General features: G+C 62.1%; 28 protein-coding genes. 12 read left to right on the forward strand and 16 right to left on the reverse strand.

The window, feature by feature from the left end; all coding sequences use genetic code 11:
* Positions 1-89 precede the first annotated feature (89 nt).
* The 5 genes from tig (at position 90) to AC07UC_RS20120 (ending at position 5,169) form a co-directional block, all read left to right on the forward strand.
* Complete coding sequence (gene tig, locus AC07UC_RS20100) at positions 90-1,574, forward strand: trigger factor (RefSeq protein ID WP_494907183.1); 1,485 nt, start codon at positions 90-92, stop codon at positions 1,572-1,574.
* Positions 1,575-1,739: 165 nt separating this feature from the next.
* Positions 1,740-2,264 carry a hypothetical protein gene (locus tag AC07UC_RS20105; RefSeq protein WP_494907184.1) on the forward strand — a complete coding sequence of 175 codons (525 nt, stop codon included), beginning with the start codon at positions 1,740-1,742 and terminating at the stop codon, positions 2,262-2,264.
* Between the two features lie 150 nt (positions 2,265-2,414).
* Positions 2,415-2,795, forward strand: coding sequence for a c-type cytochrome (locus AC07UC_RS20110; protein WP_202321976.1), 381 nt, complete (start codon positions 2,415-2,417; stop codon positions 2,793-2,795).
* A 152-nt stretch (positions 2,796-2,947) separates the two neighbouring features.
* Positions 2,948-3,883, forward strand: coding sequence for a heme o synthase (locus AC07UC_RS20115; RefSeq protein WP_494907185.1), 936 nt, complete (start codon positions 2,948-2,950; stop codon positions 3,881-3,883).
* A gap of 473 nt (positions 3,884-4,356) precedes the next feature.
* Positions 4,357-5,169 carry a DUF2189 domain-containing protein gene (locus tag AC07UC_RS20120; protein WP_494907186.1) on the forward strand — a complete coding sequence of 271 codons (813 nt, stop codon included), beginning with the start codon at positions 4,357-4,359 and terminating at the stop codon, positions 5,167-5,169.
* Positions 5,170-5,351: 182 nt separating this feature from the next.
* Here AC07UC_RS20120 and AC07UC_RS20125 read toward each other — a convergent pair whose 3' ends face one another.
* The 16 genes from AC07UC_RS20125 to map form a co-directional block, all read right to left on the reverse strand.
* Complete coding sequence (locus AC07UC_RS20125; protein ID WP_494907187.1) at positions 5,352-5,825, reverse strand: aminoacyl-tRNA deacylase; 474 nt, start codon at positions 5,823-5,825, stop codon at positions 5,352-5,354.
* 73 nt (positions 5,826-5,898) lie between these two features.
* Positions 5,899-6,288, reverse strand: coding sequence for a cytochrome C oxidase subunit IV family protein (locus tag AC07UC_RS20130; protein WP_494907188.1), 390 nt, complete (start codon positions 6,286-6,288; stop codon positions 5,899-5,901).
* A 9-nt stretch (positions 6,289-6,297) separates the two neighbouring features.
* Entirely contained in the window at positions 6,298-7,017 is a 720-nt protein-coding gene (locus AC07UC_RS20135; RefSeq protein ID WP_494907189.1) for a heme-copper oxidase subunit III family protein, read from the reverse strand.
* Between the two features lie 13 nt (positions 7,018-7,030).
* Complete coding sequence (locus AC07UC_RS20140) at positions 7,031-7,735, reverse strand: cytochrome c oxidase subunit 3 (RefSeq protein ID WP_494907190.1); 705 nt, start codon at positions 7,733-7,735, stop codon at positions 7,031-7,033.
* Complete coding sequence (gene ctaD / locus AC07UC_RS20145; protein ID WP_202321989.1) at positions 7,732-9,501, reverse strand: cytochrome c oxidase subunit I; 1,770 nt, start codon at positions 9,499-9,501, stop codon at positions 7,732-7,734. Before ctaD ends, AC07UC_RS20140 begins: the two co-directional genes overlap by 4 nt.
* A gap of 21 nt (positions 9,502-9,522) precedes the next feature.
* Positions 9,523-10,407 (reverse strand): cytochrome c oxidase subunit II, encoded by an 885-nt coding sequence (locus tag AC07UC_RS20150; protein WP_494907191.1) that lies wholly within the window; start codon positions 10,405-10,407, stop codon positions 9,523-9,525.
* Between the two features lie 236 nt (positions 10,408-10,643).
* The gene (locus AC07UC_RS20155) at positions 10,644-11,960 is read right to left on the reverse strand and encodes a M20 family metallopeptidase (RefSeq protein ID WP_494907192.1); all 1,317 of its coding nucleotides are present in this window, start codon (positions 11,958-11,960) and stop codon (positions 10,644-10,646) included.
* Positions 11,960-12,919: an ABC transporter permease gene (locus AC07UC_RS20160; RefSeq protein ID WP_494907193.1), complete on the reverse strand. Its 960-nt coding sequence runs from the start codon at positions 12,917-12,919 to the stop codon at positions 11,960-11,962. The genes AC07UC_RS20155 and AC07UC_RS20160 overlap by 1 nt, the downstream gene beginning before the upstream one ends.
* On the reverse strand, positions 12,916-13,863 hold the full coding sequence (locus tag AC07UC_RS20165; RefSeq protein WP_494907194.1) for an ABC transporter permease: 948 nt from the start codon (positions 13,861-13,863) through the stop codon (positions 12,916-12,918). The genes AC07UC_RS20160 and AC07UC_RS20165 overlap by 4 nt, the downstream gene beginning before the upstream one ends.
* Before the next feature lie 46 nt (positions 13,864-13,909).
* Entirely contained in the window at positions 13,910-14,896 is a 987-nt protein-coding gene (locus AC07UC_RS20170) for an autoinducer 2 ABC transporter substrate-binding protein (RefSeq protein ID WP_494907195.1), read from the reverse strand.
* A gap of 34 nt (positions 14,897-14,930) precedes the next feature.
* Positions 14,931-15,701, reverse strand: coding sequence for an ATP-binding cassette domain-containing protein (locus AC07UC_RS20175; RefSeq protein WP_494907196.1), 771 nt, complete (start codon positions 15,699-15,701; stop codon positions 14,931-14,933).
* Positions 15,702-15,736: 35 nt separating this feature from the next.
* Positions 15,737-16,513 (reverse strand): glutamine amidotransferase, encoded by a 777-nt coding sequence (locus AC07UC_RS20180; RefSeq protein ID WP_494907197.1) that lies wholly within the window; start codon positions 16,511-16,513, stop codon positions 15,737-15,739.
* 60 nt (positions 16,514-16,573) lie between these two features.
* Complete coding sequence (locus AC07UC_RS20185) at positions 16,574-17,755, reverse strand: carbohydrate kinase family protein (RefSeq protein ID WP_494907198.1); 1,182 nt, start codon at positions 17,753-17,755, stop codon at positions 16,574-16,576.
* Between the two features lie 355 nt (positions 17,756-18,110).
* On the reverse strand, positions 18,111-18,920 hold the full coding sequence (locus AC07UC_RS20190; protein ID WP_494907200.1) for a hypothetical protein: 810 nt from the start codon (positions 18,918-18,920) through the stop codon (positions 18,111-18,113).
* A gap of 360 nt (positions 18,921-19,280) precedes the next feature.
* Positions 19,281-20,045 carry a RadC family protein gene (gene radC, locus AC07UC_RS20195; RefSeq protein WP_494907201.1) on the reverse strand — a complete coding sequence of 255 codons (765 nt, stop codon included), beginning with the start codon at positions 20,043-20,045 and terminating at the stop codon, positions 19,281-19,283.
* A 55-nt stretch (positions 20,046-20,100) separates the two neighbouring features.
* Complete coding sequence (gene map / locus AC07UC_RS20200) at positions 20,101-20,928, reverse strand: type I methionyl aminopeptidase (protein ID WP_202322050.1); 828 nt, start codon at positions 20,926-20,928, stop codon at positions 20,101-20,103.
* Positions 20,929-21,206: 278 nt separating this feature from the next.
* On the opposite strand from map, the gene AC07UC_RS20205 reads away from it, so the two are divergent.
* The 7 genes from AC07UC_RS20205 (at position 21,207) to AC07UC_RS20235 (ending at position 25,106) form a co-directional block, all read left to right on the forward strand.
* Positions 21,207-21,545, forward strand: a complete 339-nt coding sequence (locus AC07UC_RS20205) for a hypothetical protein (RefSeq protein ID WP_202322052.1) — start codon at positions 21,207-21,209, stop codon at positions 21,543-21,545.
* 110 nt (positions 21,546-21,655) lie between these two features.
* Positions 21,656-21,895: a hypothetical protein gene (locus tag AC07UC_RS20210; RefSeq protein ID WP_140773187.1), complete on the forward strand. Its 240-nt coding sequence runs from the start codon at positions 21,656-21,658 to the stop codon at positions 21,893-21,895.
* A 180-nt stretch (positions 21,896-22,075) separates the two neighbouring features.
* Positions 22,076-22,372: a DUF982 domain-containing protein gene (locus tag AC07UC_RS20215; protein ID WP_202322056.1), complete on the forward strand. Its 297-nt coding sequence runs from the start codon at positions 22,076-22,078 to the stop codon at positions 22,370-22,372.
* Between the two features lie 162 nt (positions 22,373-22,534).
* Positions 22,535-22,798 (forward strand): DUF6074 family protein, encoded by a 264-nt coding sequence (locus AC07UC_RS20220; protein ID WP_494907202.1) that lies wholly within the window; start codon positions 22,535-22,537, stop codon positions 22,796-22,798.
* Between the two features lie 240 nt (positions 22,799-23,038).
* Positions 23,039-24,265: a pilus assembly protein TadG-related protein gene (locus AC07UC_RS20225; protein WP_494907203.1), complete on the forward strand. Its 1,227-nt coding sequence runs from the start codon at positions 23,039-23,041 to the stop codon at positions 24,263-24,265.
* Between the two features lie 6 nt (positions 24,266-24,271).
* The gene (locus AC07UC_RS20230; RefSeq protein WP_494907204.1) at positions 24,272-24,712 is read left to right on the forward strand and encodes a TadE/TadG family type IV pilus assembly protein; all 441 of its coding nucleotides are present in this window, start codon (positions 24,272-24,274) and stop codon (positions 24,710-24,712) included.
* Entirely contained in the window at positions 24,702-25,106 is a 405-nt protein-coding gene (locus AC07UC_RS20235; RefSeq protein ID WP_140773190.1) for a TadE/TadG family type IV pilus assembly protein, read from the forward strand. The genes AC07UC_RS20230 and AC07UC_RS20235 overlap by 11 nt, the downstream gene beginning before the upstream one ends.
* Positions 25,107-25,435: the final 329 nt, after the last annotated feature.

The raw sequence follows: 25,435 nt of genomic DNA on the forward strand, positions 1-25,435 counted from the left end.
ACCAAAAGCCATTCCCGGCAAGATTATACCGGCAGGCTGTAAACGGCAGAGGCCGTGGCAGTCTCATTGGTGAAAACAAAGGTTTTACGATGCAGGTCACCGAAACGCTCAACTCCGGTCTCAAGCGCGAGATCAAGATCACCGTGCCGGCCGGTGACATGGAAGCCAAGCTGATGGCGCGGCTGTCGGACGCGCGCAACAAGGTCCGCATCAACGGCTTCCGCCCCGGCAAGGTGCCGGTGCAGCACCTGCGCAAGGTCTACGGCAAGTCGTTCATGGCCGAAGTGGTCAACGAGATCCTCAATGATTCGACCCGTTCGATCATTACCGGCCGCGGCGAAAAGGCCGCCATGCAGCCCGAAGTCATCATGACCGAGGACGAGAAGGAAGCCGAGAAGATCCTGGCCGGCGGCACCGACTTCGAATTCCGCCTCAACTATGAGGTCATCCCGGCGATCGAGATCAAGGATTTCTCCGACATCAAGGTGACGCGCCAGGTGTTCGACGTGCCGGACAGCGAGATCGACGAGCAGGTCAAGCGCGTCGCCGAATCGGCACGCAGCTACGAGCCGAAGACCGGCAAGGCCGCCGAAGGCGACCGCGTCAGCATCGACTATGTCGGCAAGATCGACGGCGAGGCCTTTGCCGGCGGCGCCGGCACCGATCAGCCGCTGGTGCTGGGCTCCAAGGAGTTCATCCCGGGTTTCGAGGACCAACTCATCGGCGCCAAGGCGGGCGATGAAAAGCAGGTCACCGTGACCTTCCCTGAAAACTATCAGGCGGCGCATCTGGCCGGCAAGGAAGCGACCTTCGACGTCACCGTCAAGGAAGTGTCGAAGCCGGGCGAACTGGAAATCAACGACGAGACCGCCAAGAACCTTGGCCTGGAATCGCTGGAGCGGCTGCGCGAGATCGTACGCGGCCAGATCGAGAACCAGTTCGGCTCGATGACGCGCCAGAAGGTCAAGCGCCAGCTGCTCGACCAGCTCGATGCGGCCTATTCGTTCGAGGCGCCGTCGAAGCTCATCGACGCCGAGTTCAACAACATCTGGGCGCAGGTCAATCGCGATCTGGAAGCAGCCGGCCGCACCTTCGCCGATGAAGAGACGACCGAAGAAGAAGCCCGCGCCGAATATCTGCGTCTTGCCGAGCGCCGCGTGCGCCTCGGCCTGGTGCTGGCCGAGATCGGCGAGAAGGCAGGTGTCACCGTATCGGACGAGGAATTGCAGCGCGGCCTGTTCGAGCAGGTTCGCCGCTTCCCGGCCAACCAGCAGCAGGAAGCTTTCGAGTTCTACCGCAGCAACCCCGAGGCGCTGAACGCGCTGCGCGCACCGATGTTCGAAGAAAAGGTGGTCGATCACCTGCTCGGCCAGATCTCGGTCACCGACGTCAAGGTCAGCAAGGAAGAGCTGATGGCCGATGACGAGGAAGCGGAAACCACGACCAAGGCGAAGCCCGCGAAGAAGGCGGCGGCCAAGAAGGCCGAAGCCAAGGCGAGCGAGGCCGGCGATGAGGCGGAAGAGCCTAAGAAGAAGGCCGCGCCGAAGAAGAAGACCGCCAAGGACGCCGAATAAGTTTCCCGCACTTGATGGAATCGACGAAGGCCGCCCTCGGGGCGGCCTTTTTCGTTGCGAAACTGCAACAGCCGGCTCGCTTCTCGGGACGCGGCACTTGGCGATACCAGGCGTTGATCATTATCTGCGCTGCTGCTGCAAACCGTATGGTTCCTGGAGGGGGCGTTGAGCCTATTCTTTGAAACGGGGCGTACTGTCGCCTTGGCGCTCGTTCTAGCCTTCGCCTGTGATCTTGCCCAAGCCGGCGCGCTTGCCGGCGACTGGCGCTTCGGCACGGACGACGCCGGTCTTGTCACTGCTTCGCTTCATGCCACCAACAAGCTGATCACCGGCGGCGGCGCCTTGAGCTACAGCCCGGTGCTGACCATTGCCTGCCGGGCGGACGGCGAACCGCGCTGGACCGAATGGCTGCAGTTGAATGACGGGGTTTCGGCCAGCCGCAAGATCACCATGTCGGTCAGCGTCGACGGTGGCGGCAAGTTCGACGAGAGCTGGTCGGTCGGGTCACGCGGCCGACTGCTGGTGCGCGACGGCGCTGACGGCATCAAGCGCCTTGTTCCCGCAAGCCGGCTATCGCTTTCCTGGCGGTTCGGATTGTTGTCAGGTCGCGGCCAGGCGGATTTCGACCTTGCCGGGCTTGAAGAGGCGGTCGAGCAGATCGCCGGGACCTGCCGGACCGATCCGCCTTGAGCGCGGCCGGGTTCTAAACCTTCGCAATGCTTGGGTTTTTCTACCCGCGGCCTGGATTCCATGGTATGTTGGCGCTGCAATTCCACCGGGGAGATATTCCGCCCAGGCGCGATCGTCCGAGGCATAAATGGCGATCAGGGAGGAAATGCCATGCGCGCTATAGCGTTTTTCGCTGCGGTGTCCGCTACGATCTTCGTCGTGCATCCGTCGCAGGCACAGGATGCCGCGGCTGGTGAGAAGGTCTTCACCAAATGCCAAGTCTGCCACATCGCAAACGAGGACAAGAACAAGATCGGTCCATCGCTGCACGGGGTCATCGGCCGCACGGCCGGTACGCATCCGGATTTCAAATATTCCGATGCGATGATTGCGGCAGGCAAATCCGGCATCAAATGGGACGAGCCAACGCTGACGACCTACCTTCACAATCCCAAGGCCATGGTCAAAGGCACCAAGATGACGTTTCCCGGCCTCAAGAACGATGCAGACGTGGCCAACGTCATTGCCTATCTGAAAACCTTCTCCAAGTGAGCGGGCTCCTCCGCCATCTGTCTAACGTCTTGTTTTGCCGTGATCTTATCCAAAGACAGCGTAGGCAAAAGAGGGTTACAGTTTTCGCTCACGCAGGCGTTCAGTCCGGGATCAAGGCCCAGCCTGCCTGATACCATCGGTGGTCGTCGGAGATGTCGACTAGGGAAAGCCGCCTCAAGGATACCACCATCCGCCTCTCGGAAGCGACGGCGGGTGATTTCTTCGCGCTTTTGAAGCCTCGGGTCATGGCGCTTGCCGTATTCACCGCCTTCGTCGGCCTGATGGTGGCGCCTGGCGCGATGAATCCGGTCATCGCCATGATTGCAATCGGTGCGATTGCGATCGGAGCAGGAGCGGCAGGAGCCCTCAACATGTGGTACGACGCGGACATCGACGCGCTGATGTCGCGCACGTCGAGGCGGCCGGTTCCGTCGGGCCGCGTCACGCCGGGCGAAGCGCTCGGATTCGGCCTTGTGCTATCGGCGCTTTCGGTCATGACACTCGGCGTGCTGGTGGGCTGGCTTGCCGCATCGCTGCTGGCCTTCACCATCTTCTTCTACATCGTCATCTACACGATGTGGCTGAAGCGCTCGACGCCGCAGAACATCGTCATCGGTGGCGCGGCTGGTGCCCTTCCTCCTGTCATTGGCTGGGCGGCCGCAACTGGCGCCATCGGCGTTGAAAGCCTCATCCTGTTCCTGATCATCTTTCTGTGGACGCCGCCGCACTTCTGGGCGCTGGCGCTGTTCAAGGTTGGCGACTACGCCGCAGCCGGCATTCCGATGATGCCGAATGTGGCCGGCCCTGCTTCGACGCGAAGGCAGATCCTTGCCTATGCCTTGCTTCTGGCGCCAGTGGGCGTGCTGCCCTGGCTCTTCGGATTCGCCAGCGGCTACTACGGAATTGCCTCGGCCGTATTGGGCGTCGGTTTCATATGGCACTCCTGGACGGTTCTGGCCGCTTCCGAAAAAGAGTTGAAATCCGCCAAGGCGTTGTTTGCCTATTCGATCTTCTATCTTTTCGCGATCTTCGCCGCGCTGCTTGCCGACACCATTGCCATGCGCGCGTTGATCTCAGCCGGAGTTTGAGCGCGGATCGCCGTCCGCGAACCGCTCTGGCCGGTCGGCAATGCCGTACCGAAGACGCTGCGGTGCCGTCACCGTGGCAGCGCACAGAATCCCAGCAACAGCAGAATGGTTATGCCAAGGCCGAGTATGAAAAGCGTCCTTGCGTCCATGACCTTCGCCTTCGACCGGTGCATGGTCCTGAAGGTCGGGATCGACTCTGCTTCGCCGATCTCCGGTTCGCAAAGGATCATGCGTGGTCCAGCGTCTTTACGTACCCAAAAAGGGGCACGCGGCGCGCTATGAGAATATCGAATAAGGGCCTCCGGAGCCAGCCGTGCAACTCAGTCCCCTCTGTCCGTGCCGACAACGGGCGACAAGCCTCTCACAAGAGAGTATATTGGAGGCGGTGCAGGTCGCGGTTTTGCGTGGCCGGTCCCGCAGACGACAGCACCGCGAAACCGCGACCTTTCCGGACCCAGTCTGGAGGAATGGTCATGGCAAGCTTTCATGTCATAGCAGGCGCCAGCGAGACGCTGGAACATACCAAAATTCGAAAGATCGCTGTTTCCGACCTTTTTGACGCGCTCAAACGGGGCGTCGATGATTTCATGGTCAAACCGTCGCATATCGTCTTTCTCTGCCTGATCTATCCACTCGTGGGCGTCGTGCTCGCCGCCTGGACTTCGGGCGCCAATGCCTTGCCGTTGTTGTTTCCGCTGGTTTCCGGTTTTGCGCTGGTTGGCCCATTCGCGGCGATAGGCCTCTACGAAATCAGCCGTAGACGGGAAGCCGGACTCGACACGTCCTGGAGGCACGCTTTCGAGGTCAGGAATTCTCCCGCGCTGCCGGCCATCGCCGCGGTAGGGATCATGCTGTTTGCAATCTTCATCGCGTGGCTTTTGACGGCGCAGATGTTCTACGAATATCTTTTCGGCCCGGCTCCGCCGGAATCGATATCCAGCTTCATCAACGCGATATTTGCCACCGGACGCGGCTGGACGCTGATCATACTGGGGCACGCCATCGGCTTCGTCTTCGCCGTGGTGGTGCTGTGCACGACGGTCGTCGCCTTCCCATTGTTGCTCGACCGCGATGTCGGCGCCTATGAAGCGATCCACACCTCGGTGCGCGTGGTCATGGCGAACCCGGTCGTGATGGCTGTCTGGGGGCTGATCGTCGCCGTCGGCCTGATCATCGGCTCGCTGCCGGTGTTCGTCGGTCTTGCCGTCGTGTTGCCGATCCTCGGTCACGCCACCTGGCACGTCTACCGCAAGGTTGTGGAGTCGCCCGCCAGACCGACGAAGTGAGGACGTTCTGCCTCATCGCACCGGCCAGAGCATTTCGCCGTTTCACGGAAACGGTAGAACGCTCTATCTCTTTGTTTTAACGCAATTCCCAAAGGGAAAAAGCGCTACGCGCTTTTCCCGGGAAAACCGATCACGCTTTCCTGGAATTGCTCAGGGTGCCGGTGCGGGTTTGATCGAAGCCGTCAGTAAGCCCGGTGACTGAAGCGGGCGCGGTATGCGCCCATCGTCAGGTTGCGGAAATCCTCGCCGCTGACATGCACCAGCGTTCTGTGGTCGCCGCCTTCGAAGTAAATGTCGGCGGCATCGCCAAGGCTTTCATCGACAATCACCGGCACGTCGTAGGGGGCGCCGATCGGCGGGATGGCGCCGGTGTCGCAATCAGCGAAGAGCGAAACCACCTCGTCTTCGGAGGCTAACCCGAGACGCTTGTCCATGACGTGTTGCAGTGTGCCGAGCTCGATCCTGTGCGTGCTGGGAACCACGGCCAGCGCATAGCCGAGTTCGTGGTGAACAACCACCGATTTGGCCACTATGCTGCCGGGTACATGCGCCGCAATGGCGGACTGTCTGCTGGTGGATGTGCGATGGTGGGCGACTGTGTCGTATGAAATTCCCTTCCCGTCGATAAAGTCCTTCAGTCTGGTTGCGATCGTCATCTTGGCCTCCCTTTGCCGGCGTTCGCGACGATGGTTCGAGGCGCGGCGGCAAGATCTGAATGCGGTTTGCGCGTCAGGGGCCGGCTCCGAAAAATGCCAGCCGGGTGAAAAGCGTGTAGTCGGCTTCGAAGACCATCATTGTCATGAACACCAGCACCAGTACCGGCGGCAGGATGATCGCATAGGCCAGCGCCAACCGTTCCCAAGCCATGTGCATGAAGACGGCGACGATCAGCCCTGCCTTGAGGATCATGAAGATCAGGATCAGCGACCATCTGAGATAGCCGTGGAGGCCGAAATAATCGACCAGGTAGGAGCAGGTGCTGAGGATGAACAGCCACGCCCAGACCACCAGATAGAGCTTGATCGGATGTGCCTGATGGACGTCTGCACGGGCGACGGCCGCCGGCGCTCCAGCATGAAGTGCGTGTTGTCCGAGGCCGTTTGCGGTTGCTTCAGCCATGTCTGCCTCTCACCAAAGATAGAAGAATGCGAAGATGAACACCCAGACCAGGTCGACGAAGTGCCAATACAGCCCCATGATCTCGACATTCTCGTAGCGACCCGTGCGGCTGGTGAAGAAGCCGCGCCGTCCGGTGTCGAAATCTCCGCGCCAGACCTTGCGTGCCACTATGATCAGGAAGATCACCCCGATCGTCACATGGGTGCCGTGGAAGCCGGTGATCATGAAGAACGACGACCCGAATTGTGCGGCGCCCCAGGGATTGCCCCAGGGCCGCACCCCTTCACTGATCAGCTTGGTCCATTCGAAGGCTTGCATGCTGACAAAGGTCGCGCCGAGTGCCGCGGTCAGAAGCATGAGGATTGCCGTCTTGCGGCGGTCGCGGCGGTAGCCGAAATTGACCGCCATGGCCATCGTTCCGCTGCTTGAGATCAGCACGAAGGTCATGATGGCAATGAGGATCAGCGGGATTTCCGAGCCGCCGATACGCAGCGCAAAGACCTCGCTCGGATTGGGCCACGGCTCGCGTGTCGACATGCGCGCGGTCATGTAGGCGAGCAGGAAGCAGCCGAAGATGAAGGTGTCGCTGAGCAGGAAGATCCACATCATGGCCTTGCCCCAGGACACATTCTTGAACGCGCGCTGATCCGAGGACCAATCGGCGGCAATGCCTCGCCAGCCTGTGGGCCGTGGCTCCGTCTGGCCGATATGTGTCAGTGTCCCTGCCATTCGCTTGATCCTCTCAGGTCAGCAATTGCCGGCAAATGTCGATGAACGTCGCGGCCCAGCCGGCCAGCAGCGCGAAGATGGCAAGCCAGATGAAAAGCAGGAAATGCCAGTACATGGCGCATAATTCCACGCCGAGGCGAAGCCGTTCCGGCCGCGTTCCAGTCCAGGCGCTCGTGGTGGTCCTGCCGAGACCCACCAGCCCTCCCAACACGTGCAGGCCATGCATGCCGGTTATCAGGTAAAAGAAACTGTTGGCCGGATTGGAGGCCACAAAATAGCCGTCGGCGGTCAGTTCCCGCCATGCCATGAACTGTCCGACCAGGAAGGCCAGGGCCGTGAGCCCGGCCGTGGCGAGGCCGAGCCTGACGGTGTCGATTTGGCCCCTGCGCGCCGCCACCGAGGTGCATTGCAGGGCCACGCTGCTCAGGATCAGCACGCCGGTGTTGAGCCAGAGCAGGCGCGGCAAGGGCAGCGGTTGCCAGTCCGACACCGCCATCCGCATGAAATAGGCACTGGTGAAAAGCGCGAAAAGGCAGCCGACGACAGCAAGGAAAACGCCGAGGCCGATCTTGGCGGTTGGCAGGGCCGACCGGTCGAGGCCGACGAAATCGCCGGCCAGACCTTGCTCAAGCCATGGCTTCGTCATCAGCCTCTGGTGCGAAAGCCACCAACCGGCAAAACCGGCAATGACGAGCAGGAAGACCAGGATGACGCTCATGCCGGCTCCCTTGAGGGGCCGAAGGAGCCCGGCATGTTCTGCGGGATGAAGTCCTCCTTGGCGCCCGGTACGCTGTAGTCGTAGGCCCAGCGATAGACGATCGGCAGGTCCTTGCCGAAATTGCCGTGGGCCGGCGGTGTTTGCGGCGTCTGCCATTCGAGCGTCGTGGCCCGCCACGGATTGCCGCCGGCCTCGCGGCCATGGCGGATGCTCCAGATCAGGTTGAAGAGGAACACCATCTGGGCAAAGCCGACGATGAACGCCATGACGCTGATGAACGAGTTCAGGTGATGGGCCGACTCCGTCATGATCGTCATGTCGGTCAGCTCGGCATAGCGCCGCGGCACGCCCATCAGACCGAGATAGTGCATTGGGAAGAAAATCAGGTAGGCGCCGAGGAAGGTGACCCAGAAATGGAACCTGCCCAGCGTTTCGTTGAGCATCCGGCCGGTGACCTTCGGGTACCAATGGTAGATCGCGCCAAAAACCACGAGGATCGGGGCGACACCCATGACCATATGGAAATGGGCGACGACGAACATCGTGTCCGACAGCGGAACATCGACGACGACATTGCCGAGGAACAGGCCGGTCAGCCCACCGTTGACGAAGGTGACGATGAAAGCCAGGGCGAACAGCATCGGTATGGTGAGATGGATGTCGCCGCGCCACAGGGTCAGCACCCAATTGTAGACCTTGATGGCGGTCGGAATGGCGATGATCAGCGTCGTGGTGGCGAAGAAGAAGCCAAAATAGGGGTGCATGCCGCTGACATACATGTGGTGCGCCCAGACCACGAAACTCAGCGCGCCAATGCCGACGATGGCCCAGACCATCATCCGGTAGCCGAAGATGTTCTTGCGTGCATGGGTGCTGATCAGGTCGGACACGATGCCGAACGCCGGCAGTGCCACGATGTAGACCTCGGGATGGCCGAAGAACCAGAACAGATGCTGGAACAGGATCGGGCTGCCGCCATTGTGTTGCAGTTGCTCACCCATCTCGGAAATCGCGGGCATGAAGAAGCTGGTGCCCAGGACGCGATCAAGCAGCATCATCACGCTGGCGACGAACAGCGCCGGAAAGGCGAGCAGCGCCATGACAGTCGCGGTGAAGATGCCCCAGACGGTCAGCGGCAGGCGCATCATTGTCATGCCGCGCGTGCGACCCTGCAGCACGGTCACCACATAGTTGAGGCCACCCATCGTGAAGCCGATGATGAACAGGATCAGCGAGGAGAGCATCAGGATGATGCCCCAGTCCTGGCCGCCTGGCGTTCCGCTCATGATGGCCTGCGGCGGGTAGAGCGTCCAGCCGGCCCCCGTCGGTCCGCCGGGCGCGAAGAAGCCGGACACCAGGACCAGCACGGCGAGCAGGTAGATCCAGTAGCTCAGCATGTTGACATAGGGGAAGACCATGTCGCGCGCGCCGACCATCAAGGGGATCAGGTAGTTGCCAAAGCCGCCGAGGAAGAGGGCGGTGAGCAGGTAGATCACCATGATCATGCCGTGCATGGTGATGAACTGGTAGTAGGCTTCCGGGGTGATGAAGTCGAACGTGCCGGGAAAGCCGAGCTGCAGTCGCATCAGCCAGGACAGCACCAGGGCGACCAGGCCGATTGCCGTTGCCGTCGCCGAATACTGGATGGCGATGACCTTGGCGTCCTGCGAGAAGACGTATTTGGTCCACCAACTGTGCGGATGGTAGAGTTCCATTTCCGCGACTTCGGCCGGCGGGATTCCATCTGCAGGCGTGATGTCGACCATAGGAACACCTCCGTGTCCTTTTCAGCGAGCCTCGACCGTTTCGAGCCTTGCTGCAATTTCGGGACCCGGCGCCGCCGTCCGTCCCGTCGCCTTGTCCGCCGATCCCGTCTGCTGGGGGGGCGACAATTGTGCAAAAGTCTGCTGCTGGCCGAGCCAGGCCACATAGTCCGCCTGGGTATCGACCACGACGACGCCATGCATCATCGGATGTCCCTGGCCGCAAAGTTCGGCGCACAGGACCTGGAAGGTTCCGGTCCTGGTCGGGGTGAACCAGAAATAGGTCACCGAGCCCGGGATCATGTCCATCTTGGCGCGGAATTCCGGTACATAGAAATCATGCAGCACATCGATCGAGCGGAGCAGCATCTTGATCGGTTTGCCGACCGGCAGATGCAGATCGGCCGCTTCGACCACGACATCGTCCTGACCATTGGGATCGCTGGCGATGATGCCTAGCGGATTGTCGGCACTGACGTCGCGCGTGTCTGATGTGCCGAGCTTGCCGTCCTTGCCGGGCAAGCGGAAACTCCACTGCCATTGCTGGCCAACGACCTCGACCTCAGTCGCATCGGTCGGAACGGTAACAAACCGGCTCCAGACGAACAGGCCGGGAACCAGCAACGCCGTGACCCCAACCGCGGTGACGATCGTCAGCCACGATTCGAGCCGCTTGTTCTCCGGTTCGTACGCCGCGCGATTGCCTTCCCGATGACGGAAGCGGAACACGCAATAGGCCATGAAAAGCACGACGGCGGCGAAGACGACGCCAGTGATCCAGAAGGTAATGATGATGGTGTTGTCGATATAGGCCCAGTTCGAGGCAATCGGCGTCCACCACCATGGGCTCAGGAGGTGAAACAACACAGAGCCCACTACGATCAAAACGAGTACAAGCGCTACGGCCATGTCCCGTTCCTCCGGCATTCGAGGGGGGGCGAAGCCGACCCAACAAATACCAAGCGCATCATAGCTTATTTTGGGGTCGCAATTCCAGAGGCGACTATCTTGACGCGAAAAATGCTGTCTTTTGCCGCCGCGACCCTTCGAGACGGGCCATCCCCAGAACCGCGATTTGGCGGGTGAGGGGCGCGCTTTTGAGGCAATTCCTGGGAAAACCGCTTCACCCTTTTCCTGGAACTGCTCTAGCGGCACCATTTCTCGACGGCGATCGCAATCGCCTTTGTGCAATCGACGAGATCGCGCACCGAGACCCGTTCGTTCGGCTGATGTGCCTGTGCCGGGTCGCCTGGGCCGAAATTGACGGTCGGCGTGTTGCCAAGCCCGGTCGGCAGGCCGATGTCGCTGTGCGCGCCGAAACCACTGAGGATCGGTGACAGCTTGGCGTCCTCGACCGCCTGCTGGAAGACGCCGACGAACGGATTGTCCGACGGAATCTCGGCGCAGTCGGCGTCGAGGATCCATTCGACGCGGGCCGGGTGCTCTCGCAGATAAGGGTCCGCCTGGCAGACATTGGCAATGTGTTCTTCGATTTCGCGTTTGACGTTGCCGCCCAGCCTGAACTCGTCATGCTCGCTCGGCAGATACTGCGCGTCGATGATGATCTCGCCGCGTCCTGCCATGGAGGAGGGGTGTTCGCCGGCATTGATCTGGGTGACGATGATCTGGTTGGGCAGGTCCATCAGCGGATGGTTCTTCCTGGGATCGAACATCCAGCGCCGGTTGAGAATGTCGATGCCGTCGAGGATTTGCCGGCAAAGCTGGACGGCATCGACCGGGCCGCTCGAATACCAGGCATTCGGCGTGAGTTCGGCGTGGCCGCCTATGCCGTCGATGATGATCCTGCCCCACAGGATGCCGTGGCAGAGCGGCGCTATTCTGTTTGCCGTCGGTTCGGTCATGATGCCGGCGTCGGCGTGAAAGCCGCGATCAACCATGGCGAGCGAGCCCATGCCGCCGATCTCTTCGTCGACGACGGTGGTGAAGACGATGTCGCCGGACAGGGGAATGTCGAGCTCCCTAAGGATCTCGACGGCCATCAGCATGCAGGCGACGCCGCCCTTCATGTCGACCGTGCCGCGGCCGTGCAGAAATCCATCCTTGAGGACGGGCTGGAACGGGTCGGTCGCCCAGTGGCCGGCGGCGCCGGGCGGCACGACGTCGATGTGGCCGGTGAGCATGATGGAACGTCCGCCGCCGGTGCCTTTCAGGACGCCGCCGAGATTGGGCCGGCCGTCGAAGGTCCGGCCCTTGTTGGCGCCGGCGCGGCCTTTGTATTTTTCATAGAGCGCCGGACCGTCCGGATCCCAGAGATCGGTCGTGAAGCCGAGCGCTTCGATGCGTTTTTGCAGATAGAGCTGGCAATCGCGCTCACCCGGTCCGGCCTCCTTGGGATTGGATTTTACGATCGAAGGGAAGGCAACGAGATCGCTCAGCGTTGCGACGATGCGGTCGGCTGCTGCCTCGACGCGTGCGGCGATGATCTCTTCTTTGGACGGCATCATGATCTCCAACGTTGGGAAAGTCGGTCGGCGAGAAGGACGAAAACCAGAAGGGCGCCGACAATCCCCACCTGCCAAACCGTGTTGATGTTCAATTGCAGAAGACCGGTCTTCAGCGTGACCAGCAGCAGGACGGCCGCGAAAACGCCGCCGACGCCACCGCGCCCGCCGGTGATGACGATGCCCCCCAACATGGCGGCGGTCAGCGATTCAAGTTCGAGGTTCTGGCCGATATTGGGCCTGCCGCTACCGAGCCAGGCGAGCGAAACCAGACCGGCGGCACCGGCGAGCGCGCCGCTCAAGCAATAAAGAATGAAGCGCACGCGATCGACCGGAATGCCGACCAGCTTGGCCGAGCGTTCATTGAAGCCCATGGCGTAGATCCAGCGCCCCCAGGCCGTCGAGATCAGCACTAGGCCAGCCAGGACGAAGCACGGGATGGCAAGTGTGAGGAAGGGCATGGGAATGCCCATGACGACGCCACGCCCCCAGACAAGCAGCCATGACGGCACGCCGGCCTGGGCGGCACCGCCGGTGACGGCGAGTGCCGCGCCCGAATAGACGAAGAATGTGCCGAGCGTCGCTATGAAGGGAAGCAGGGCGAGCCCGTTGACCAGCCATCCGTTCAATGCGCCGAGCACCGCCCCGGCCAGGATGCAGACGACCGGCAGCAGGACAGGTGGCAGGCCAAGCTTGATGCAAAGCATTGCGACGATGGCGGATAAAGAGACCGCGCCGCCGACCGACAGGTCGATGCCGGCGCCACCGGCCAGGATAACCAACGCCTGGCCGAGGCCAACCAGCGCCAGGATCGTCGAGAACTGAAGAATGGTGGTGACCGTGCCGAGATTGAAGACCGAAGGCCTGAGCGCCAGCAGGCCGACAATCACGATCAGCCAGAGCGCGCAGAGCAAGGCCAGGGTGAGGGCTGGGCCCTGCAGATTGCGGAGCGTCTTCATGCGCGAGCCCGCTGTATCAGGCCAAGCGGCAGCCGGTTGGAGACGGCTTCGAAGCCAAGCACGCCGATGATGAGAACGCCGGTGACGACGGGCTGCCAGAGCGAGGGGACACCGATCAGCAGCAGCCCATTCTGGAGGATTCTCAAAAGCAGCACGCCGAGCACGGTGCCGATCAGGCTGCATTTGCCGCCCAATATGCTCGTGCCGCCGAGAATGACCGCGGCAATGGCATCGAGCGCCAGCGTGCTGCCGACCGTCATTTCCACATTGCGATAGGTGGCGACATAGAAAGTGGCGGCAATACCGGTCAGAAGGCCGCTGATGAGGAAGGTCATGAAGCGGGTCTTGATGACCGGTATACCCGACAGCCGCGCCTTTTCCTCCGAATTGCCGATCGCCAGCAGATGCAGCCCGTAGGGCGTCCGCCGCAACGCCAGCCAGACGATGAGATAGGCAATGGCGATCACCAGGGCGGGAACGGGGACGCCGAGTACGGTTGTTGCAAGGATGTTGGTGAGGCTCGAGGGCAGGCCGGAAAGCCATTGCCCGCCGAGCAGGACGAAGACAGCGGTGCGGTAGACGCCGAGCAGGCCAAGCGTGCCGACGATGGCGGGGACGCGGCCGAGAACGACGACAATTGCCGTCACGCATCCAAGCAACGCCCCAACCAGCGGACCGACAATGATCGCCAGCACCGGACTGCCATCGGCACCGAGCACGCGGCCGATGGCGATGGCCGCGAGCCCCATGACGATGCCGATCGACACATCGATGCCGCCCATTGCCAGCAGCAAGGTCATGCCAAGGCCGACAAGCAGCAGTTCGACACTGTTGCGCAGCACCGTCGCCGCATTGCCGGAGGTGGCATAGTGAGGCGATGCGACGGAAAAGATGACGATCGCCAGCAAACAGGCGACAAGCAGAGACCACTCTCGTCCGTTCATGGAGAAGACACCGTTTGCAGATTGTCGCACCGCGCTCATGTCAGGCTCAGAAGTTGAACTTGTCGACATTGTCCTTGGTGAAGACAGCCGGCGGCCCGAGCAGCAAAATGCCCTTGGCGGCGTCATAGGTGACGGGCTTTTCCAGGCCGGCGATCTTGTTCTCGGTCTCGAAGGTCTTGCCGTCGATCAGCTGTTTGCCGGCCCACACCGTGAGATAGCCAAGCTGCTCGGGATCCCACAGAACGGTAAAGCCGAAGGCGCCGCTCTTCAGGTAGGAACGCGCGGTGTTCGGGCTGCAATAGCCGGCGCCGATGACCGAACCGATCTTGCCGGCGGTCTCGATGGCCTGGGCGACACCCGGGCAGGTCGAGGATGCGACGGCGATGATGGCCTTGATGTCGGGGTTGGCGGCCATGAGATCACCTGATATTTGCGCGGCGCGCTCCGCCGTGCCGCCGGCGAATTGCGGGGCGAGCAGCTTCAGCTTCGGATATTTGGCCGTGGCTTGCTTCTGCATGAAGCCGATCCAGGCGTTGAGGTTGGACGCCGTCGCCTCGCCGGAGACGATGCCGATCGTCGCGTCCTCGCCGACGCGCTTGACGAGTTCGTCGACGATGGTCGTGCCAAGGCCCTCGTCGGTTGCCTGGGCAACATAGACCGCGCGGCCGCTGTCGGGCGCATCGCTGTCGCTGGTGAACAGTTTGATGCCCTTGGCCTTGGCGCTCTCGACCACCGGGGCGATGCTTGAGGCATCAAGCACGCTGACCGAGACCGCCTCGACGCCCTGGTCGATCAGGTTCTGGACGATCTGCAACTGGTCGACCGGGTTGGTGTCGACCGGGCCGGAATAGATGAAGTCGACGCCGAGATCCTTGGCGGCGCGATTGCCGCCGGCTTCCATGGCGTTGAAATAGGGGATGCCGATCAGCTGCGGGACAAAGGCAACCTTGTGCTTGTCCGCGGCATGCGCCGCCGTGGCAACGACGAGTGACAATGCGGAGGCGGCGAGCACTTTCTTGAGTTGTGAAAGCATTTTGGTTTGATCCTCTCTGGAAATGACGTGCGTTTCAGTTTGTTTTTTCGAGCGCCCGCACGTCGGGATGAGCGCCTGTTATGAGCGAAACGACTTCCTCGTGATTGGTCTCGGTGGCCAGCCGTTCGGCCACCTTGCGGCCGCGCCGGAACACGACGATGCGGTCGGCAACCTCGAAGACTTCGGAAATATTGTGGCTGATAAGGACGACGGCGCAGCCGCGCGCGGCGAGCCGCCGTGTCAGCGCCAGCACCTTGCGGGTCTCGGCCACGGCAAGGGCCGCCGTCGGCTCGTCCATGATGACCAGCTTGGCATTGAGATTGAGCGCCCGGCAGATGGCGACAGCCTGGCGCTGGCCGCCGGACAGGCTGCCGACAGGCGCTTCCGGGTCGGAGATATGGGCATCGAGTTCTTTCAGCAGGCCGTCGACGCGCTGGCGCATTTCCTGGCGCTTCAGGAACGGAACGCCAAAAATGGAGCGTTTCAATTCCCGGCCGAGAAACACGTTCTCCGCGATCGAAAGGTTCTCGGAAAGCGCCAATTCCTGGAAGATCGTCGCGATCCCCGAGGACGCTGCATCCTTGGGGGAGGAAAAGGCGACCGGCTTGCCTTCGATGACGAGTTCGCCGTCGCTCGGCGCATGGGCGCCGGCCAGGATCTTGATGAAGGTCGATTTGCCCGCGCCATTGTCGCCGAGCAGCGCCAGCACCTCGCCGGAGCGGATCTCCAGGTCGACATTCGCCAGCGCGGTCAGCGCGCCGAAGCGTTTGGCGATGTTTCTGGCGACAAGAAACGGTGCTGTCATGGCGGTTCCCCGGCGTTGCTGATCGGGCTTAGTGGCTAGATGGTCTTGCTCACCCAGCGCAGCACATTGGTCCAAAGGCGCGCATAGCCGGGCCACTCGACAAAGCTGTTGGGCAGCCAGTGCGGGCCGATGTCCGATGTCCAGACCAGGGTGCGGCCTTCGCCATGGCGCCCGGTGACCAGCAGCGGGTGGCCGCCCTGGTCCTGCGGCAGCCGCGCCAGGACTTCGACATCGTCCCGCTCGCGGGCAACAACCTCGTTGGCGCCGAGAAGAATGGGCCATTCGCCGTCGATGCCGGCAAAGAGCGGATGATCCCTGGGGCCGGTGATCTCGGGCCGAAAGCCCTCGGGAATTTCCAGCCGGTCGTCATTGGGCAGGCAGGTGACCGGCAGCGCATCCTCCACAGCCGTGCGGTGCCAGCGCGCCTTGCCGTCGATGCCCTGGAAGGAGAAATAGCCGCCGATCATGATCAGTCCGCCGCCGGCCAGCGTCCAGTCGCGCAGAAGCTTGAGCCGGTTGGGGACCGTCTTGCCGTGCAGCCAGACATCGGGATGGAGCAGCAGCGAGTTCGCACCGATGTCGGACAGGATGATCGCCCTGTATTGCGACAGGCCTTCCATGGTGAAAGGCAGCTTTTCGACAGCCTCATGGGCCGGCATGTAATCGAGATCGAACTCGCTGTCCTTCAGGGCGGCAACGAGCGGTGTCGCACCCAGATGAAAGGTGACGCTGCCGAACTGATCGAAGCCCTTGTAGTGGGTTGCCGAACTCATCCAACTCTCGCCGACCAGAAGGACTTTTGCTTTCGCCATGATCATATTCTCCTGATTTCGCTTGATGGGCGGATGTCCAGAAATCGATAAGTCTTTGATTTAACTTGCCATAACAGTGTTGCTCGCCAAGGCGGCGGCCTTCAGGGTCGCGAAATCCGCGATGTAGCCCTGCGCGCCTTCGACCGTGGTCGTCAGGCTCGCGCCGATCGCGGCATAGCGGGCGGCGGCGTCCAGAGACGCGCCATGCAGCCACAGGCTCAGGAAGATGCCGGCGAAGCTGTCGCCGGCGCCGGTGGCATCGACGCGGTTGACCGGAAGTGCCGGCACCTCGATCTGTGGGCCGCCGCCAGCCGGGAAGACGACCGCGCCAAACTCGCCAAGGGTGAGCACGACGGTGCCACGCGGCTTGATGCGTGACAGCATCAGCCGCACCTCATCGATCATGCTTGCGATTCCGGTGCGAAAGCCGAAAATCTCGCGCATCATCACGTCGTTGATGAAGGTCAGGTCGATCTGCCTGACCATCTGCGCGAAGGTTTCCGGCGTGCGCGCGCTTTTGGGCAGGCCGGCCGAATGCAGGCTGACCTTCCAGCCGGCCTGATGAAAGCGCGTGATGGAGGCGGTCATCGTCTCATAGTGAAAGCCTTCGATATGCAGGCAGGCCGGGCGCTGTTCGGGCTGGATGTCCAGATTGGCGGTCAGGTCGACCTCACCCAGTTCGAACGGTTCGCTGATGATGGTGCGGCTGCCGTTGCGCTCGATGATGACGATCGCCTGCGAAAGCCGGTTGTTGGGCGTGCTGCGGATGGGGAGGGCGTGGACGCCCAGCTTGGAAAGTTCGCCCAGCGCCCAGTCGCTTTCCGCATCCCTGCCGACCGCCGTCGCCAGTTCCACGTCAAGAGCGTAGGGCGCCCCGACGCCGGCCGCGGCAACCGCGAGATTGGCGGCTGGGCCGCCCAGCGCCTTTTCGATATGGCTGGCGGTGATCCGGTCGTCTCTATGCGGCAGCACGTCGACGCGGCACAGGAAGTCGACGCTGACGCGTCCGGCGACCAGAAGCCTTGGCAGGTGATCGAGGTTTTTTGGTCTGCGCAATGCGCGGCCGGGCAGGGAGCGCGCGAAGGAACTCGGCCGGTACATCAGCGCGGCGACCGCCTTCTCGATGCGGTCGCGAGTGTCTTCCCTGAGGCCGGCTGTGCCATTGATGAAGTTCGAGACCGTGCCGATGGAAACACCGGCGGTCCGTGCGACATCCGCTATGGTAGGGCGCTTGCGTTGCAATTGCCTAGTTCCGATTGAAGCGTTTCAAACGGTAGCAGCGGAAGTGCGGCGCCTCAACGAAACCATTTTCCAAAAAATAGGAGATTGCGCTTGTTGATTGGAAGATTGATCCAAGTTGACCGAGATGGCTGGATTGCTCTTTCCAGGATTGAACGATTTTCAAATTTCCGTATTTCGTTCGATCCGCTGCGCCTGATCGGACGCTCATCGCAGCCCCTTCCAGCAATCCAGCAAGCAGTTGCCACGCTTGAATGGCCCTCGGGCGTCTTCTCTACGGCCAGAAACAGCAATGCCGCTGGGCGAACCCGGCGGCATTGCCTTCCACAATCAGGATACTGCCGTTTTTGGTAGACGCCTACGGCGTCGTCTCCGCTCCGATCTTGGTCGCCATCTGGTCGATCTTGCCGGCAAGGACGCCCTGGGCCCAGGCCGTGACCTCGGCGTCTACGGGCTTGTTGGCCATGTCCGTCAGCGCCGCGCCGAGCGACGCCTGATCGGTGCCAACGGTCGCCGCGGCCGCCGCCGCCTCTGCCTGGGCGGCCGCCGCGTTATCGGCGTCTACAACGGTCTGCTGAGCCGAGATCTGATCGTTCACAGCCTGGACTTGTGCGGCCGTGGCGGTCGGATCCGCCTGCAGGGCGGTCAATTGTGCATTCAGCGTATCCAGTTGGGCCTGGGCAGCGGCGGCCGTGGCGGCAGCCGCCTCAGCCGTGGCCTCGGCGTTCTTGGCTTTCGCCGACTGCGTCACAAAGGCCTGAATGGCGGCGAACTTCTTGCTCTTGGAATTCATATAGGCGTTGATGTTGCGCTGCAGCGAGTTCAGCCGACCAAGCTTGGCATGGATGTTCTTGTCCTTGGGCACGGACGCAACCTGGGTGGTGTCGACCGTGGTATCGACCGTGGTATCGGTTGTTGTGTCCGTTGTTTCCGCCTTGGCTACCTGTCCTGGGGCCGACGTAGACTTTCCATGCGAAGCGCCGCTCTTGCCATGGCCATTGCCGCCGGCATTGCCGTTGCCATTGCCGCCGGCATTGCCACCGCCGTTGCCGTTGCCACCGCCGTGCCCGTTGCCGCCACCGTGCCCATTGCCGCCTCCGGCGAGCGCCGGCGACGCCAGAAGCGCCAATGCGGCAAGGGCCGCGAACAGAGTTTTCCGGTTTGTCATGGTGTCTCCTCGGGGAATCGCCACCTCCGCCCAACCGCTAGGGCAGCGTAATATGAGAAACCGCTAACTGTACGGAGTAAACTTTAGACAAATGCGGTCGCAATGCGCGAGGCCGGTGACCGAAGGAGGCGTAATTACTTGATATTACACGTAAATCAGCGCCATGAGACGGCTATGGCACTGAAGTCCCATCCCGGCCGGACCATGGTCCTGGCTGCCAACCAATGATGGTCGAGCGGCCCGTCCGAAAGGCGCTGGAATGCGGGAAGTCGATGACGAAAGCCTGGTCGGATGCGTTGCGGGCGAACGGCCTGGCTCTGCTCTCGGCGAAGATGATTTGTTCGCCATATCGGCCGGCGCTCAAATCAGCAGCAGGCCCTTCATGCTGGCGTATCCCTTGCGCCCGATGATGATGTGGTCGTGCACGGCGATACCCAGCCGTTTGCCCGCTTCGATGATCTCTTTCGTCATCTCGATGTCGGCGCGCGACGGCGTCGGGTCGCCTGACGGGTGGTTGTGCACCAGGATGATCGCGGTGGCCGACAGTTCAAGCGCACGCTTGACCACTTCCCTGGGATAGACGGGCGTATGATCGACAGTGCCGGTCTGCTGCACCTCGTCGGCAATCAGCGCGTTCTTCTTGTCGAGGAACAGGATGCGGAACTGTTCGCGCGCCTCGAAGGCCATGGCAGAGCGGCAGTAGGCAAGAAGCTGCGTCCAGGACGACAGGACTTCGCGGCCATGCACCTCGCCATGCGCCATGCGCTGCGCCGTCGCCGCGACGATTTTCAGGTCGAGCGCCACCGCCGGGCCGATGCCCTTGACTTCCTGCAGCAGGTTGACGGGCGCGCCAAGGACCTCGGCCAATGTACCGAAGCGCGTGAGCAACGCCTTGGCGGCCGGCTTGGTGTCGGCGCGCGGGATCAGCCGGAAGAGCAGGAGCTCCAGAAGTTCATAGTCGGGCAGGGCGTCTGGACCCGCTGAGACGAAGCGCTCGCGCAAGCGGTCGCGATGGCCGAGATATCCAGGTTTTTCGGCTGGAGCCGGGTTTGCCTTCGCCGCCGGCCGAACCGGTACGTCGGAGAAGAAACTCCGCTCGTCTTCGTCGTCGTTGGCTTTCCCCATCCGCCCCCGCATCCGGCAATCGATCGGGCGCAGCAGTCGCCCGACGGTCAAAAAATCAGGCCGGCAGGCCGGGCCGGTCGAGCTTGTTGGGCGAGAGCGTGAAAATCTCGCAGCCGGCGTCGGTCACGCCGATCGTGTGCTCGTACTGCGCCGACAGCGAGCGGTCGCGGGTTACCGCCGTCCAGCCGTCCGACAGCACCTTCACATGCGGCCGGCCGAGATTGATCATCGGCTCGATGGTGAAGATCATGCCGGGCCGCATTTCCACGCCTTCATTGACGTTGCCATAGTGCAGGATGTTCGGGGCGTCGTGGAACAGCTGGCCGACGCCGTGGCCGCAGAAGTCGCGCACCACCGAGCAGCGCTCCGCCTCGGCAAAGGTTTGGATGGCGGCGCCGATGGCGCCGGTGCGGGCCCCGGGCCTGACCGCGGCGATGCCGCGCATCAGGCATTCATGGGTGACCTCGAGCAGCCGCTCGGCGGCGCGCTTGATGGTGCCGACCGGATACATGCGCGAGGAATCGCCGTGCCAGCCATCGAGAATGTAGGTGACGTCGATGTTGACGATGTCGCCATCCTTCAACGGCTTGTTGTCGGGAATGCCATGGCAGACGACATGGTTGATCGAGGTGCAGGACGACTTCGTGTAGCCGCGATAGTTGAGCGTCGCCGGCAGCGCGCCGTGATCCATGCCGAATTCGAAGACGAAACGGTCGATGGCATCGGTGGTGACGCCGGGCGCGACCATGGGCACCAGCTCGTCCAGGCAACGCGCGGTGAGGTCGCATGCCTTGCGCATGCCGGCAAAACCGTCCTCGCCATAGAGGCGGATCTGGCCGGTGTTCCTGAGGGGGGCGGTGGCGGCGTCGAGATAGGTGACCATTTTGTCCGTATGGAAGGTAGGGCGCTGCAGGGGTGCTGGCGTGAAAATCCCACCAGATTTGGCACTTGGGGGCAAAAGGTTCAAGGAAGAACTGCCTGATGCAGCCCGAACCGGCGGGATATTCGTCGCGTCGGTCCGGTCTTTTGCCGGTTTTGCACGGTTTGCTTTCCTTTCCGCCCGTCGTGCGCTAGGGCGGGACGATGTTTTGGAGATCGCGTCCAGCCCTGAAGCGCGCCAGATCGCTTGAAGCGCCGCTGACGGCAGCCTGCTCATGTCTGATGGGCCTTGTGCTGCTGGCGATGCTGTGCCTCGGCCGGCCGGACGTCCCTATTTTCGCCGACCCCGCCCAGGGCAGCGCCAGCGTTGGCATCGAACGGTCGGGCGAAGTCGCGGCGCTGCTGCGCGTCACCAACAAGGCACAGGCCCTTGAGGTTCGCACCGCAAGGCCGGTGCTGGCCAAGTTCGCGGGCGGCCATCCGGCATTGCCGGCTCCAGAAACTGTTTTCCTTTGGCTCGCCCCGACGTCGCCGGCGGTGTTTGTCGCCGGCCATGGGACGATCTCGGCTCCGTGCACCAGCACCAATCAGCCGCGCGCGCCGCCGTCCGCGCAGGCCTGAGCGGTCCAAGACCGCACGTACGCCATCCATTCCAGCCATTCGTGTCGCGATCCGTGCGGCGGCCATAGCCGCGCATTGGTCGCGCGGCGCGTCATTTCCGGATTATCGCAATGCAACAACGTATCAAGACATTCAAAAGCCTGTCGCGTGCGGCCTCGGCTGCTTCATTTCTGTCCGTTCAGGCGTTCATCTGTATCGGAACCGTTTACTGGGCGATCGCCGAGACGCTCTATCTGTCGGGAACCGGAGCGCTCGTGCTGGGCGCCCTGTTCGCCTTGCCGTCGGCCTATGTTCTGGTGATGGTGGTGCGCATGGCCTTCGACGCCGAGACCGACCCGGCCAATCAGTAAATTGCGCCGCCGGATCGGAAAGTTCTGCCGGGTACCTTCATGCCGGCAGAACTTTCCTCGCCCTTTGCAGCAGAAGCGGCCGCTTCCGCAGTGACGACACATTTCCGTGGCACAAACCGGTCAAAGCAACTTTTGACGACGGACGGCGTTGCTGGGCGACGCCAGTTCGGGAGATTTCGGATGGACAGATTGCAGTTCGAGGTGCCGGTGCGCATCGCGCAAGGGCCCGGCTTGCCCGTCGAGGAGATTTACAGCGTCGAGCAGGCGTTGGATTTTCTCCAGGACTGGCCGGCACGCCGGCAGGGGCCGGTGTATCAGAAAGCCTTCAACGCCTGCTTTGGCGCCACGGTGGACGTGGTCAAGACCGAGGATGCCTGCCGGGCATTCATGGCGTTCTGCCGCGTCACCGGACTGATGGCCAGCGACATGATGGCGCCGCGCAAGCGCGGCGGCGAGGCGAGGGCGCTGCAGGCTTGAGGGCAGCTTCGCTTGCCTCGATAACCAGTTCGGCTTGAGTGCCCTGTCTCGTGTCGCGGATATCCATCAATAGCGGCGTTAAGCTTCCGTTTCCACCTTCGCGGCTACGCCATTGCTTGTTCAGCAATGTTGATTCGTTGCGTCAGTCTCATGGTTCGGAAGATGTCTGCAGAAAAAATCCGTGCGTTCCCGATCGACCGTCAGTTATTCCTGGTCAGAGAAGTTGCGGCCAAGCTCGACAATCTGCATGGCGAGACCGCGGCCTCGTTCTGGAGGGCCAAGGCAGCGGAACTGCTTGACCTCGTCGTCGGGTCGGGCAGGGACAGAGCCACCGCCGGTGACGAAGTCCGCAGATTTTTCCTGGCCGTACAGAAAGAGTTGTCGGCTGGAGTGACCTCAGAGCCAGTGCCCGTCCTTTCCGCCTGAAGCCAAGACTGCTGCCGGCAAACCAAGACTGCCGGCGCGCTGGATTTGACCGCATCCGGTTGAGCCGGATCGCTTTCATTCGTCCGCGGAGCGCTACCGTGCCGTCAGGAACGGCAATCGCCGTCGTCCGCGCACCGATCAGCGAACGGCCGGCTGCTTGAAGCCAATCGAAGCCGTGATCAAAAATGAACCGAACTTCTTAGCCGTTCGTTCATATATGCGTGCTTTCTAATTTAATCCATGGCTTGCAATTGCTTCACCCGAATTCGGCTCATGGCGACCGGTATACGCCGGAGTACCAGGGCAAATGTTGCCACTATCTTCGCCCTCAGCCTGCCGATCGTCGTCGGTGCCGCTGGCTTCGGCGTGGAGACCTCCTACTGGTACTACAACAGCCTGAAACTGCAGGCGACGGCCGATGCCGCCGCCTATGCCGGCGCGCTTGAACAGATCTCAGGGTCCGACAAGCCGACGATCGTCGCGGCCGCGACACAGTCGGCTACGTCCAATGGCTTGGGCTCGGGCACGATCGTCGTCAATACGCCGCCAGCGTCCGGACCGAATACGGCGAAGAAAGCGGTCGAGGTCATCGTCGGCCAGAAGCTCGACCGGATGTTCACCTCGATCTTCACGCAGGGCCAGGTGCCTGAACAGGCGAGGGCGGTGGCCCTTATCACCAACGCCTCGAAGTCCTGCATGACCGCGCTCGATCCGACCGCCTCGCAGGCTGTACTATTTTCCGGCAACACCAGCGTGAAGGTCACCGGCTGCGTGGTGATGTCCAATTCGAACGCTTCGGACGCCATCAAGCTCCAGGGCTCGGCAGCACTGCAGGTCGATTGCCTGATATCGGCGGGCGGCGTTTCACTGAACAATCCGGTCACCACCGTTTGCCCGGCCCCGATCACCCAGGCGCTGCCTGTCGCCGATCCATTCGCCGACCTGCCGACCCCGGCCGCTTCAAATCCCTGCCAGAACACCAACAAATCGACGCTGAAACCTGGCACCTACTGCAGCGGACTGAGCCTTAGCGGCAGCGTTACCCTCCAGCCGGGCGTCTATGTCGTTCAGGGCAATCTCAAGATAAACGCCAACGCTTCCGTCACCGGCAGCGGGGTGACCATCTTCATGTCAGGCAGTTCGACGGTCAGCATGAACGGCAACGCCTCCGTGCAGCTCAGTGCGCCGACTTCGGGAGCCTATTCAGGCGTTCTGTTCTATGGCGACAGGGCCGGCAGCAGTGCATCCAGCACCTTCAACGGCACAGCCGACTCGCTGCTGACCGGGGCCATCTACTTCCCAAGACAGCAGATCAGCTATCTCGGCAATTTCGCGGGCAACGGCGGCTGCACCCAAGTCGTCGCCGATACGATCCAATGGTCAGGCAGTTCAACCATCAATCAGGATTGCACCAGCCTCGGAATGCGCGACATTCCGGCCGCGCAGTCCGTGGCACTGGTCGAGTAGCCTCCCGTGGAACGCCGATCAAAGCCGATGCTTGGCGACCGTTCGGGCGTTGCCGCGGTCGAGTTCGCCATGGTCCTGCCCTTCCTGTGCGCGGCGCTGCTCGGCATCATCGACGGCTGGTCCTATGTGACGAGTTCGCTGTCGATGCGCGCCGGCGTGAAGACCGCCGCGAATTTGATCATGGCAGGATCGACCAATGACACGGCGACGCAGGCGGTTGCGATCTCGAGCTGGGAGAAGCGGCCGACGGACGGCCAGGTCACGCTAAGCCGGATCTATATGTGCGGGACGACCGTGGTCAACGCTTCCGCCTTGTGCAGTGGGCCGAAGGTTCCATCGGTCTATGTCCAGATCCAGGCATCGGCCACCTGGACGCCGCCCTTCACCTTCGGCGTTTTTTCCGCGTCCAGCGTCATCGGCCACCTGGAGGTGATCCGTGTCCGCTAAGGCAAGCGCCTTCAAGGGGGATCGATCGGGTGGAACGGCGTTGGAGTTCGCGCTGATCGCGCCATTCCTCATCATATTGCTGTTCGGAATCTTCGCCTTGGGCTGGTCGATGAACTCGGTCTCCAGCGTTCGCTATACGCTTGAGACATCGTCACGCTCGCTGCAGCTTCAGAACACGTTGACCCAAGCCGACATCCAATCGATCGCCACGCAGAAATTGCAGGCCCTGGGTTTGAAGGATGTGAACGTGACGATCGCTATCGACCCGGCGAGCGGTGGCTTCCGCATGGCGCATCTGACCGCCACCTATGCCTTCGTCGTCGACTTCCCTTACCTCAGCGCCTTCCCGATCAACTACGCGACCACCGTTACCGTGCCGCTGGTTGGCGGCTAGGCGCAAGAAGATGGCTCCGAGGGGTTAAAGACGGCATGGCGGATCGATCCTGCCGCCGGAACATTCTTCGCTTGGTGAAGTTCTGAATCCGCCTTGGTTTTGATCCCCGTGGGCCAAGGCCAGGAAGCTGCCTCCATCAGCTTCCAACCAGCCCGCCTCGGACGGGGGCAAAACTGTCTGGGGCGGGCTTCGTTCAGCCCTGTCGAGCAGCGAGCAGTTTTCCACCGTTAACTCCAGCCTGTGGATCGAGTTGTCTTGCAGGAGCTTCGATGCGTCGCTTATTAGGAATCCCTTATGGAGCGACGGCACGCAATGCGGAGAGTCAGGGA

This window comes from Mesorhizobium sp. GW821-FHT04C10 (assembly GCF_059420305.1).